The organism is Propionispira arboris, assembly GCF_900109225.1.
GTDB classification, from domain to species: domain Bacteria; phylum Bacillota; class Negativicutes; order Selenomonadales; family Selenomonadaceae; genus Propionispira; species Propionispira arboris.
Genome location: NZ_FNZK01000003.1, coordinates 166,263 through 179,702, shown reverse-complemented (window position 1 = coordinate 179,702; position 13,440 = coordinate 166,263). Strand labels below are relative to the sequence as shown.

The window sequence follows — 13,440 nt, the reverse complement described above, 5'->3', positions numbered from 1 at the left end:
GAAGGCGTTTTTATGGCAGAGAAAAAAATCCCGCGCATTGTCATTGCTGCGACACAAAGCGGCTCTGGCAAAACAACCATTGTTACCGGTGTTTTATTTGCTTTAGCGAAACTTGGCTATGATGTCCAATCTTATAAAATCGGTCCTGACTATATTGATCCCGGTTATCATGAACTAGCCAGCGGCAAGCCAGGTCATAATCTTGATACATGGCTTGTACCAGCAGAAAAAATAAACTCTATTTTTTATAAAACGGCCCGAAAAGTTGACATTGCTATTATTGAGGGCGTTATGGGTCTTTATGATGGTGGTCGCAAGGGAATTAGTTCAACTGCGGCCCTGGCGAAACAGCTGCAGGCACCTGTGATTTTAGTTATTGATGTGAAGTCGATGGGCGACAGTGCGGCAGCAATTGCGCTGGGTTTTAAATTGTATGATCCCGATGTAGATTTTGCTGGTGTTATTTTAAATCGCATTGGTTCTGAAAATCATAAGAGAATGATTACCGATGCGTTGCAGCGACTCGACATTCCGGTACTAGGTGCCATTTATCGCAACGAAGACATGAAAATGCCAGAACGTCATTTAGGTCTGACACCGATTGGCGAAACAAATGCCGTGGCCACCGTAAAAATAATTGGTGAAACCATTGCCAAACAAGTCGATGTAAAACTTTTGTATGAAATTGCCAAAAAAGCGCCGCGCTTGAATGGAATCGAAGCAGATGCTGTTACATTGCCGTTTTCTTTACGAATTGCTGTAGCGAAAGATGATGCCTTTTCCTTTTATTATCCAGAGAGTCTGGCGGTATTAGAATCCATGGGAGCACAAATCATCTTTTTTAGCCCCCTGCAAGATAAAGAATTACCCTTGGCGGATGGCTTAATCCTCGGTGGTGGCTTTCCTGAAATTTTTGCCGATCAATTATCAGCAAACCATTCCATGCGACAGTCATTACTTCATGCGGCGAAACAGGGGATGCCGATTTATGCCGAATGCGGTGGTTTTATGTATTTGACAAAAGAAATCATCGATTTTACAGGTAAATCGTTTGCCATGCTGGGGCTTATTCCAGCAAGCTGTAAAATGAACGATAAATTACAGACGGTTGGTTATATCGAGGCAAAAGCACTGCAAGATACCATGATTTGTGAGAAAAACAGTATCTTGCAAGGACATGAATTTCATTTTTCTTCGATGATATTACCCGAAAACAAGGCCGTGGATTTTCCCTGGGCCTTTGAATTTACGAAAACACGCAATAATATGACCTATAAATCAGGCTATGCAAAAGATAATATCACGGGGTCGTATTTGCATATTCATTTTGCCGGCAATACAAAAGCCGCGGCATGTTTTATAAAAAAATGTCTTGGCTTTAAAACTGTAAAAAATCATGGGGAGGTTTTGTAGTTGGGAAAGATCATTTTAGTAACGGGCGGTGCAAGAAGCGGAAAAAGCTCTTTTGCCGAACAATACGCTATGACTCATGGCGAAAAAATATCATATATCGCAACTGCACAAATCTATGATGAGGAAATGAAATATCGGGTAAAGCTGCATCGTGGGCGCCGTCCGGCAAACTGGGTAACCTATGAAGCACCTTATCATGCCGAAAAAGCAATTGAGCAAGCCTCCATGCAGGCTGATCTTATTTTATTTGATTGTTTGACCTTATATCTGAGTAACCTTTTATGCGCGAAAGACAGCCCGCAAAAGATGGCTGACCAGTTTACTTATGTAAAGGAACATATCGAAAAACTCATTCATTATAGCGAAAAAAGTGCAGCACAAGTGATTTTTGTTACAAATGAAGTAGGTATGGGGATTGTACCGGAAAACGCGCTGGCAAGAGCTTATCGCGACCTTGCTGGTCTAAGTAACCAGATGATGGCAGCTGTTGCGGACTGTGTATATCTTGTAGTTAGTGGAATTCCAGTTGATATAAAAAAACTCGCAGTAAAGTTGGAGGAACGAACATGACAAATCACATTATGCTGCAAGGGACCAGCTCCCATGTTGGTAAAAGTATTTTAACGACAGCTTTGTGTCGAATTTTTTATCAAGATGGCATTAAGGTAGTTCCTTTTAAAGCACAAAACATGGCTTTAAATTCTTATGTAACAAAAAATGGCGAAGAAATGGGGCGCGCCCAAGTTGCGCAAGCTGAAGCTGCTGGTCTTGAACCAATCGTCAATATGAATCCGGTGCTTTTAAAGCCTACAGGAAACTCTTGTTCGCAGGTCATTCTTATGGGAAAACCGATTGGCAATATGTCAGCGAAAGAATATCATACCGGTTATTCTTTAAAAGCATTTTCGGTCGTTCAGCAGGCTTTAAAAGAACTTAGCACAGAATATGAAACGATTGTCATTGAAGGGGCAGGCAGTCCGGCTGAAGTCAATCTAAAAGCCAATGACATTGTCAACATGCGGATAGCTAAACTTTTAAATGCACCGGTCTTACTTATTGCTGATATTGATCGCGGTGGCGCACTGGCATCTCTAGTTGGCACATTGGAATTACTTGATGAAGAAGAACGGGCCCTTGTGAAAGGACTTATCATTAATAAATTTCGCGGCGATATTACACTGCTAGAACCGGCGATTGATTTTCTGGAACAGAAAACTGGTAAACCAGTCCTGGGTGTTATACCATACCTCGATCATTTAGGAATTGATGATGAAGACTCTGTATCACTCGAAGAGAAAATACATACGGCTTCAAATGGTGAACTTAAGATTGCTGTTATTCGCACGCCCAAAATTTCAAACTTCACCGATTTTGACTGTCTGGAAAAAGAAGCGGATGTCTCACTTTATTATGTGCAAGCCGGTGATGCTTTAGGAAATCCAGATTTGATCCTTTTACCGGGCAGCAAAAATACAACAGAAGATTTATTATATCTGCGTCAAAGTGGCATTGAAGCAAACATAAAAATGTTGATTGCGCAGGGAACACCACTCATTGGTATTTGTGGTGGTTATCAAATGCTCGGAAAGGCAATTTATGATCCACATCATACCGAATCTACTTTGGATTCTATTGTCGGACTTGATTTATTGCCTATTGAAACGACATTTATTCCGGAAAAACTGACTACACAGGTCGTAGCTGAGTGTCCTGGTTTTCAATTTCTCGATACGACCATTGTCGCAAGCGGCCTCCATGGTTATGAAATCCATATGGGACGTACTAAATTTTTTCAGGATAATTTTACGAATCCTTTTATCATTACAGAACGTTCTGAGACAAAAGTACATGATTTAGATGGTTATGTTCGCTCTGATGGTCTGGTCATGGGCAGTTATATTCACGGAATTTTTGATAATGATTTATACCGCCGTTCTATTTTAAATGCCATCCGTATTAGAAAAGGTCTTACTCCTTTAGAAAATATAGTCAATACCGCCCGTGCCAAGCAAGATAGCTATGATCGCTTAGCCGATACCGTACGTAAGAATTTGAACATGGATTTACTGAAAGAAATTATGGCGGCAAAACAATGAATACCTTATTAATAGCCTGGTCAGCTTTTTTTATCGATACTATTTTTGGCGATCCACGCTCCAAGTTTCATCCAGTCGTTCTAATTGGCAGCTTAATTTCGTTTTTAGAAAAGTTTTTACTGAAGCACAACCATTGCGCAAAAAAACAATTCTATAATGGTATCGTAATGGTTGTGTGTAGTTTAGGAATTGTTTATATGGTAAGTGATCTTTTACTTACCGTTGCGGGTTTTCTATTTGGTCCATATAGCTTAGTTCTCATGGGAATAAATGCTCTTTTACTCAGTTTTACGATTTCACCGCGTAGTTTGGCTGAAGCTGGCCTTGAAATTCGAAATTATTTGTTGGCGGATGATTTAAAAAATGCCCGCTTTAAAGTTGGCTGGATCGTAGGTCGTGATACACAAAATTTAAATGTATCTGATATTACGCGTGCGACGGTGGAAACGGTAGCGGAAAATATTGTCGATGGTATTATTTCTCCCTTTTTTTATTTTTTATTAGGTGGTCTACCACTTGCAATTTTATACCGGACAGCCAACACCATGGATTCTATGATTGGTTATAAAAATAAAAAATATTTACATTTTGGCTGTGCAGCAGCACGTCTGGATGACGTATTGAATTTTATTCCCGCCAGAATAACGGCGATTTTATTGATTATAGTTGCTTACCTTTTAAAACTGAACTGGGAGAATGCATTTCATATGATGCGTCGCGATGCGAAAAAACATCCAAGCCCGAATGGAGGCTACAGTGAAGCAACTGTAGCTGGTGCCCTGAACATTCGTTTGGGTGGCTTGAATTATTATTTTGGCAGTGCATCTTTTCGTGCCTATATGGGAAATAAGCAAGAGGAATTACAACCGAAACACATAACAAAAACAATTCAAATGATGTATGGAGTTAGTATATTATTTCTTCTTTTAGCATTTGTTGTATGGATGATTGGAGGACAGATTTTATGAATGCATTTTTTATTGGCTTGCAATTTTTAACACGAATAAAGCTTCGACAGCAAAGCGAATGGAGTGCCGAATATTTTGGCAAAAGTGTTAAATTTTTCCCGTTGATTGGTGCTGTTTTAGGTTTGATTTTAGCTGCCGCCGCCTATGTTTTTTTTGTTTTATTACCCATTTTTAATATCTATCTGCCAGCGCACCTGACAGCTTCAATGTTATTGATTTTATCTGTTGTATTAACAGGTGGTCTGCATTGTGATGGGTTCATGGATACAATGGATGGTATTTTTTCGGGACGAGAACGTGAGCGGATGCTGGAAATCATGAAAGATAGTTGTGTCGGCTCAAATGCAGTGATGGCTTTTGTGTTATTTATGCTTACGAAATGGTCTCTGCTTTTGGATATGTCTGGTGGTCAGTTAATTGTTGCATTATTTGTAATGCCGATTATCGCTCGTATGGCAATGGTAATCGGCATTACATTGTTTCCCTATGCTCGTCCGGAAGGAATGGGTAAAGCCTTTGCTGTCTATGCAAATAAGAAATCCCTGTTTTATGCCGCTATTTTTACATTTGTTTTTATTCTTCCCTTTGGTTTTTCTGCTATAATTAGTATGGTAGGTGTTTTTATCTTTGCCATTTTATTTGGTCGGTATTGTACCAAAATTCTTGGTGGTCTAACGGGCGATGTTTACGGGGCGCTTACGGAACTTAGTGAATTATTAGTTTTATGTATTTTTGTACTTGTGGTACAGATTTTATAGTAGGAGATATGTATGGTAATACGTGTAAAAGTCCCCGGATCCTGTGGGGAACTGCTTCAAGGAACAAAAAGCGGCAAACCTTTTTTAATTACATGTCCAATCAATCAATATTCGACGGTTCTTATCGAAGAGCAGAATGGGCCGCTTATAGGGCTCGGGGAAAAATCGCAACTCGCTTTAGTGAAAGTATTGCAAAAATTTCATGTAAAGTCATATCCGTATCAAATGACCTTGCATTCAGATTTAATTCCTAGTAAAGGGATGGCCTCAAGCAGTGCGGATATTGCTGCTGTATGTCAAGGGGCGGCTGTGTCTTTAGGAAAGAAACTTACGGAACGTGAAATTGCCAGTATTGCAGTATCCATTGAGCCAACAGATGGCGTTTTTTTTAAGGGTCTTGTCCAAATGAATCAAGTCACTGGTTTTTGTCATGAACAATTTAAGTGGATACCACCTATTTCGATTCTTATGTTCGATACGGGCGGTTTAGTCGATACGTTATTTTTCCATCAGCGGAAAGATTTATTAAAACTAAATGCCCACAATGAACCACAAATAAAGGAAGCCTTAGCCTTATTATTAGAAGGTCTGCATAATCGCAAAGTTGACTTAATTGGTCAGGCTGCCACAATCAGCGCGTTGGCAAATCAGATGATTTTATGTAAAAGTCAGTTGTCGGAAATTATTCGAATTTCTTTACAATTTGGGGCGATTGGTGTTAATACCGCCCATAGCGGAACTGTAATCGGTCTTTTATTTAAAACAGAAACAATCGTGCCGCTGCAAGCCATTCTTGAAGAAATTCAAAAAGCGGTACCAAATGCATGTTATTTAAAAACGGTCCACTTGATCTCAGGTGGCTGTCTGATTGAGGAGGAGCAGAATGGATTCTTTAAAGAAATTTGAGCATGGTGGCAATATTCATGATTTTGCGGCTGATGGAGAAACGAAGCAAATTATTGATTTTAGTGCAAACATCAATCCTTTAGGTATGTCTGAAGCAACAATTAGGACAATCCAATCACAGATTAAACAGCTGGTCCATTACCCGGATCCCAATGGGCGGGAATTAAAAACAGCGATTGCAAAAGAATATCAAATTGCGATTGATACCATCACACTGGGAAATGGCGCTGTAGAACTTCTCTACGTTTTAAGCCACATCCTTAAGCCAAACAAAGTGTTGCTGCCAGTTCCGTCTTTCAGTGAATATGAACGTGCTGCTATTGCCAGTGGAGCGGCTATTTCTTATTTTTATTTGAGTCCCGCCATGAATTTTACGTTAGATTGGAACTTGCTTTTAGCAAAACTAAAAGATGTCGATCTTCTTTTTTTAGGTAATCCGAATAACCCAACGGGTAATCTTTTATTCGTTGATGACCTTGAACGATGTATTGTTGCGGCGAAAAAAGAGAATTGTTTTGTGGTAATTGATGAATCCTTTATTGATTTTCGCAGCGATGCAGAACTCTATACCTGCCGTCATCTTGTTCAAAAATATGATAATCTGTTGGTTTTACAGTCTTTGACAAAGTTTTATGCGATTCCGGGTCTGCGGCTTGGTTTTGCGATAACAAATCCGAAGCTTGTTGCACAAATTGACTTAGGGAAAGATCCATGGAATGTCAATCATTTAGCACAAAAAGCTGGAGTTGCGGGACTAGCAGACATTTCGTATAAAAAAAGTACGCAAGAATTTTTAAATACAGAAATTAGTTTTTTTTATGAAGAGCTTTGTAAAATTCAATTTTTACAAGTTTATCGACCCAGCGTGAATTTTATTTTGCTTAATTTGGCAAACACAAATTTTACAGCTGCTGCCTTACAGATAAAATTGTTAGAAAATCATATTTTAATTCGCGATTGCAGCAATTATCCAGGGCTTACGAATCAGTATATTCGTATTGCGGTAAAAACACACCAGGATAATTGTATTTTACTGAATATCCTGCAAAAAATAATAAGAAAAGGTGATGTATTTTGACAAAACTTATTTTAATCCGCCATGGACAAACGATATGGAATGCACTAGGCAAATACCAGGGGCAGTCTGATATAGAATTATCTGAAACGGGGATTGAGCAAGCTGAGCGTCTCGCCCAAAATTTTCCTTTAGATAAAATTGATGCCATTTATTCAAGTGATTTAAAACGTGCCCATAAAACAGCTACGTGCATTGCTGCACAATTTAAGCTACCCGTTCAAAGCAAAACGGCATTGCGTGAGGTGAATTTTGGTGATTGGGAAGGTTTGAACTATGATCAAATCAACTCAAAATGGGGCGGCATGATGCAGCACTTTTTTGCAAATCCTGATACAGCTCAAATACCAGGAGGAGAATCTTTTGCTCAGCTTCAGCAACGCGCGACCAAGGCAGTCCTTTCTATTTGTGAGGATCACCCCGATCAAACGATTGTGATTGCTGCACATGGGGCAGTAAACCGTACAATTCTCGCTGAAGCGTTACATATGCCTCTGCGTTACATATGGTCAATTCGGCAAGATAATACAGCGGTCAACATTCTTACTTACAATGGTTTAGAGCGAAGCATTGAACTCATGAATAGTACTGAGCATTTAAAAAAATAAAAAGAGCGATAGGATTTGATAAATCTTGTCGCTCTTTTTGCTGCTTAATGGTAGAATATATCATACTATTTTTTCTATAATTTTTTAAACAATAAGAATATTTTTTGCAAATAGGCAGGTTTTTCTTTACAAAAGGGATAATACTTTATTATAAAACAGTAGGATAAGAGAGGTGCTTAGTTTTGAAAGAAGTTCGTGTTTTAATTGTTGATGATTCAAAAGTTAGCTATATGATGTTAACAAAAATGCTAGAAAAAACCAATTTTAAGGTTTGCGGCTATGCAAAAGATAGTGAAGAAGCTGTTGAAAAATACCAGATACACAAACCCGACATCATTACAATGGATATGAATTTACCAGATAGAGATGGTATCGAAACGAGTCGTCATATTTTAAAACTCGACCCCAACGCTAAAATACTCATGATTAGTGCGATGAAAGATGTTTCTCTTATGATAAAAGGGCGTGCTGCTGGTATCCGTTCTTTTTTGCAAAAGCCAGTCGATCCTAATGAGTTCATTGATACATTATTATTGCTCTATCAAAATGAAATGAACCTACATACTATTTTAGAAGAATCTTATATCAAACCGTTGGTGAAGATTTTCCAACGCGAACTTTTTAAATTATCCGGTTTGCAGGGTAAAATGATGTTTGAAGAAACGCGAGATGTCGACTTTGATGTTACCGGAACTGGAGTTATCATTGGTTTAACGGGGAATCCTTCCGGTCGTATGATTATCTATGCCACGGATATAACAATGATTGAATTTGCTCGTTTGGTATTAAATCTTAGTGATGAGGAAGACTTATCGGATGAGGAGGCTCAAGATGCCTTCGAGGAAGCCGCTAACATTCTTATGGGAAATTATATTTCAAAATTGAATGATTTATTAAAAGATAACGAAATTCGAATTGCTCCCCCAGGGATGATAAGCGGCAATAAAATCCGTATTTTAAATACAAAGCTGAAATCGTTTAAAATCACCGCCAAAACACGGATTGGTGATCTGGAAATGAGTATTGGATTTGCAAGGAGGCAAGACGAATGGATGTGAAATTCGTAAATCCTTTTATCAATGCCATTACAACAGTATTGCCGCAGCTTGGTTTCCTAACAATCACACGCGGTAAATTATCTACTAGAGAAAAAGCAATGCCGAGCCTGGGGGTTACCGTGTTAGTTGGTTTTACCAAAAGTGTTCGTGGTAATGTTGCTTATAATATGACGACAGAAGCTGCCTGCAAAATAGCATCGACCATGATGATGGGGATGCCTGTTGCAACATTTGATGAAATGGCTCAAAGTGCTATTTCTGAATTGTCCAACATGGTTACAGCCAATGCAGCAACCAATTTGGCGTCAATGGATTTTGAAGTTGATATTTCTACACCAAGCTTAACATTAGGTGACAATTTCTCGGTGAAAATAAGTGATATACAATACTTGGTCATAGAAATGGATATTGATGGAAATCTGATTGAAATTAATATGGATTTACATTGAAATCAAGTAAGAAATGTGTCTGTATATAAATTGCACAGGCACATTTTTTTTGTTTTAACAAACAATTGATGGTAAAAGCAAGCTATCAATACAGCGGCGTGTGTGATAAAATATAACGTAATCGGATAATAGAGAATGTTCTATATCCATTTGATTTTTTTTAGATGATGGATAAAGAAAGAGGCTTAATCAATATGCAGAAATACTGTATAATTCCTAAAGATGGTAATGATTTTTGGCGTTTAGTTCATACGATGTCGACAAACGATCAAGAAAAAAAGCTATTACAGGAATGTAAAATAAAACATGTAGAAATTAATTTAAAAAACAATTCATGGGAAATCCTCCTACAAACCAGAAATCGATTGCCCAATACCTTAATCGATCGAACATCTGTTCACATTGCTGAAAAGTGCCAAATAAACCAAGTTTTCTTCTATCAGGATGTAATTGATTTGGAAGCCTATATTGAACGCGAATGGAAAAAAATCGTTAAACAAACTGCCGCAGGCAATCCAACGGTGACACATCTTTTAATGCATTCAAAACGCCATTTTGATGGAAATACTTTAACCTTGGAATTATTTGGTGAACTTGCTGAAGAAATTTTAACAGCACATTCTGTAATAAAAATGATGAAGCTGGTAATTTCTGATACATTGAATTTTTGCTGTGAAATACAATATAGTACAAAAGATGCCGCTGAAAATCAATTTTCTCAGGCAGATGATTTTATGACTCCCGAGTTTCTTGAAGCGCTGCAAATTGAAACACAGAAGAAAGATGCAGTCGCTGCGAAAACAGGGAGTACGGATAAGGGCACTGCCAAAGTAAATAATTCACCATTGATTTTTGGTAAAATGATTCAAGGCGAAGCAGTACCGATCAATGATGTAGATGGTGAAATAAAGAATACGATTTTTGAAGGTACAATGGGTGATTTTGATGTACGTGAATTCAAGACAGGTACGAAGCTTTTAACCTTTGATATTGCCGATAAAAGTGACGGTATAAGCTGTAAAACATTTTTTAAAGATAAAGATGAATTTGAACGTGTCCAGAGTGCTCTCAGTAAAGGTATGTTCGTAAAAATTAAAGGTTCGATCAAATTCGATACATTTCAAAATGATTTTGTCATGTTTGTTGATAGCATGTATAAAACAGCTGTGAAAGGACGAATGGATTTAGCAACGGAAAAAAGAGTGGAACTTCACGCACATACGCACATGAGTAATATGGACGCGGTGGTTTCCGTTAAGAAACTTGTGTGTACTGCAGCAAAATGGGGCTGGCCAGCCATTGCCATTACAGACCATGGTGTTGTCCAGGCTTTTCCGGAAGCCGCGAAAGTAATCAAAGAACAAAAACTCGATATCAAAATTATTTATGGTATTGAAGGCTATTTAGTGGGCGATGATTACCAGCAAAAAAGAGCCAATCATATTATCTTATTGGCAAAAAATCCAGTAGGTCTGCGTAATTTATATCAAATGGTTTCTCTGGCACATCTAAAATACCTGCATAAGCAGCCGCGAATCCCCCGTAAAATTATTGCTGAATTTCGCGAAGGCGTAATTGTCGGCTCAGCCTGTGAAGCGGGTGAACTCATTCGGGCAATTGTTGCCGGACAAAGTGATGAAGAATTACTGGAAATTGCTAAATTCTATGATTATCTGGAAATACAGCCAATCGGCAACAATGAATTTTTAGTACGCAGTGAGGACTTTCCTGATATTCAGTCTGATGATGACTTGATAAAAATCAATCTAAAAGTAGCGCAGCTTGCGAAACAACAAAATAAAATGTTGATTGCAACCTGTGATGTCCATTTTTTAAATCCGGAAGATCAAATTTATCGAGCGATTTTGATGAAAGGCAAAGGATTTAAAGATGCGGATATGCAGCCACCACTTTATTTGCGAACGACAGAAGAAATGCTGGCTGAATTTCAATACCTAGGCGAAGAAAAAGCCTATGAAGCGGTCGTAACAAATCCAAGGAAAATCAATGAAATGATTGAAGTATTTAAACCGATTCCTGACGATTTATATTCTCCAATGATCCCAGGCGCAGATGATGATATTAAAAACATGTCTTATGATAAGGCAAAATTTCTCTATGGAGAAAATTTGCCGCAGATTGTTCAAGATCGCTTGACGTTAGAATTAGATTCTATCATTGGGCATGGATTTGCAGTACTATATTTAATTGCTCATAAGCTTGTAAAAAAATCACTAGATGATGGGTACCTGGTTGGGTCCAGAGGGTCCGTTGGATCTTCTTTTGTAGCGACGATGACGGATATTACGGAAGTTAATCCGCTGCCACCGCATTGGTATTGTCCAAAATGCCAATATAGTGAGTTTATTACGGATGGCTCCTATGGCTGTGGTTTCGATTTACCGGATAAAACATGTCCTGTCTGTGGCAGTGATTTAGCAAAGGATGGTCATGATATTCCTTTTGCTGTATTCATGGGATTTGATGGTGATAAAGTACCGGATATTGATTTAAACTTTTCGGGAGACTATCAACCAGTAGCCCATAAATATACAGAGGAACTCTTTGGTAAAGATAATGTATTCAGGGCGGGAACAATTGCCACCGTTGCAGATAAGACTGCTTATGGCTATGTACGAAAATATTTTGATGAAAAAGGTCTTAAAAAACGCAATGCTTATATCAATAGTCTCGTTGATGGCTGTACTGGTGTCAAACGAACGACTGGACAGCATCCAGGTGGCATAATGGTTATCCCGCGCAATATGGATGTACATCATTTTACACCGATACAACATCCAGCGGATGATAAAAACACCACGACGATTACAACACATTTTGATTATCATTCCATCAGCAGTCGGTTGGTTAAACTCGATATTCTTGGACATGATGATCCAACGGTTATTAAAATGCTGGAAGATCTGACCCATCGTGACCCAAAAACAATCCCGTTTGATGATCCGGCAACGATGAGTATTTTTTCTTCGACCGCGGCACTGGGAGTAACACCACAGGATCTAGGGAGTAATTCAGGAACATTTGGTATCCCTGAATTTCGTACTCGCTTTACCAGACAGATGCTGGACGATACCATGCCGAAAAAATTTAGTGACCTTGTTCGTATCAGCGGATTTTCTCATGGAACCAATGTATGGCTGGACAATGCACAAGAACTCATCAGAAATGGAACCTCAACCTTGTCTGATGCTATTTCAGCCCGTGACGATATCATGATGTATCTTATCCATAAAGGAATTGACCCGTTGCTTTCGTTTAAAACAATGGAAAATGTAAGAAAAGGGAAGGGCATCCAGCCTGATGTTATTGAAAAACTCAAAGCAGGTGGTATCCCGGACTGGTACATTGAATCTTGTTTGAAAATAAAGTATCTATTTCCAAGAGCTCATGCGACAGCCTATGTTATGATGGCGTATCGTATTGCTTTTTGTAAAGTTCATTATCCCTTAGCCTTTTATGCGGCCTATTTTTCGATTCGTGCCGCTGAATTTGATGCAAATCTGATTTCACAGGGGAAAGAACAGATTCAGGCTAGACTAAAGGAACTCGATGCTCTGGAAAACCTATCCGTGAAAGATAAAGGTCTGCAAATTGTCTTGGAACTGGCTTGGGAAATGTATATACGTGGTTATTATGTGGAAAAAGTTGATTTATATGGTTCTTTAGCGGATAAATTTGTCATTCACGAAAAATCATTGCAGCCACCATTTGCCGCCTTAGACGGTCTGGGCAGCTCTGCTGCTAAAAATATCGTTGAAGCAAGAAAAGACGGTGAATTTTCATCTATTGATGATTTAAAGAAAAGAACGGGGATTTCAAAGACCGTTGTGGAAATACTGCGTGAACACGGCTGCTTAACTGGTATGACCGAAAGCGATCAAATGGAACTGTTTATGTAAAAAATATAAATCCCTTGATTTATAAGGGCTTGCGGGTATATAAAAATCAATTTGTTGACATTTTGTTGACGCTTTGAGAAAAAACAAAAAAAGAGTGGTTAGCTGTTCATTAATTCATCGAATTTCTGAGCAGCTTCTTTCTTTTTACAATAATTGATTAAGCAACTCGGAATGGGTACTATTATATTT

At 38.5% G+C, this 13,440-nt stretch carries 11 protein-coding genes; all 11 read left to right on the top strand.

Translation table 11 applies throughout. The features are described from left to right. Positions 1 to 12 precede the first annotated feature (12 nt). The 11 genes from BMY14_RS04410 to BMY14_RS04360 all read left to right on the top strand — a co-directional run bounded on the left by BMY14_RS04410 (position 13) and on the right by BMY14_RS04360 (position 13,251). Positions 13 to 1,413, top strand: coding sequence for a cobyrinic acid a,c-diamide synthase CobB (locus BMY14_RS04410; RefSeq protein WP_091829559.1), 1,401 nt, complete (start codon positions 13 to 15; stop codon positions 1,411 to 1,413). Continuing rightward, a complete protein-coding gene (gene cobU / locus BMY14_RS04405) occupies positions 1,414 to 1,983 on the top strand; it encodes a bifunctional adenosylcobinamide kinase/adenosylcobinamide-phosphate guanylyltransferase (protein ID WP_091829557.1) in 570 nt (189 codons plus the stop codon). Continuing rightward, positions 1,980 to 3,509 carry a cobyric acid synthase gene (locus tag BMY14_RS04400; RefSeq protein ID WP_091829555.1) on the top strand — a complete coding sequence of 510 codons (1,530 nt, stop codon included), beginning with the start codon at positions 1,980 to 1,982 and terminating at the stop codon, positions 3,507 to 3,509. Before cobU ends, BMY14_RS04400 begins: the two co-directional genes overlap by 4 nt. Next, positions 3,506 to 4,477: an adenosylcobinamide-phosphate synthase CbiB gene (gene cbiB, locus BMY14_RS04395; protein WP_091829553.1), complete on the top strand. Its 972-nt coding sequence runs from the start codon at positions 3,506 to 3,508 to the stop codon at positions 4,475 to 4,477. Before BMY14_RS04400 ends, cbiB begins: the two co-directional genes overlap by 4 nt. Continuing rightward, entirely contained in the window at positions 4,474 to 5,235 is a 762-nt protein-coding gene (gene cobS / locus BMY14_RS04390; protein WP_091829551.1) for an adenosylcobinamide-GDP ribazoletransferase, read from the top strand. Before cbiB ends, cobS begins: the two co-directional genes overlap by 4 nt. Before the next feature lie 12 nt (positions 5,236 to 5,247). After that, on the top strand, positions 5,248 to 6,141 hold the full coding sequence (locus tag BMY14_RS04385) for a GHMP family kinase ATP-binding protein (RefSeq protein WP_091829549.1): 894 nt from the start codon (positions 5,248 to 5,250) through the stop codon (positions 6,139 to 6,141). Then, complete coding sequence (gene cobD, locus BMY14_RS04380; RefSeq protein WP_091829547.1) at positions 6,119 to 7,219, top strand: threonine-phosphate decarboxylase CobD; 1,101 nt, start codon at positions 6,119 to 6,121, stop codon at positions 7,217 to 7,219. The genes BMY14_RS04385 and cobD overlap by 23 nt, the downstream gene beginning before the upstream one ends. Then, positions 7,216 to 7,824 (top strand): alpha-ribazole phosphatase, encoded by a 609-nt coding sequence (cobC, locus tag BMY14_RS04375; RefSeq protein WP_091829546.1) that lies wholly within the window; start codon positions 7,216 to 7,218, stop codon positions 7,822 to 7,824. Before cobD ends, cobC begins: the two co-directional genes overlap by 4 nt. Positions 7,825 to 8,006: 182 nt before the next feature. Further along, complete coding sequence (locus BMY14_RS04370; RefSeq protein ID WP_091829544.1) at positions 8,007 to 8,882, top strand: response regulator; 876 nt, start codon at positions 8,007 to 8,009, stop codon at positions 8,880 to 8,882. Further along, entirely contained in the window at positions 8,873 to 9,331 is a 459-nt protein-coding gene (locus BMY14_RS04365; protein WP_091829542.1) for a chemotaxis protein CheX, read from the top strand. Before BMY14_RS04370 ends, BMY14_RS04365 begins: the two co-directional genes overlap by 10 nt. 164 nt (positions 9,332 to 9,495) lie before the next feature. Next, positions 9,496 to 13,251, top strand: a complete 3,756-nt coding sequence (locus BMY14_RS04360; protein WP_425438910.1) for a PolC-type DNA polymerase III — start codon at positions 9,496 to 9,498, stop codon at positions 13,249 to 13,251. The last annotated feature ends 189 nt before the right edge of the window (positions 13,252 to 13,440 follow it).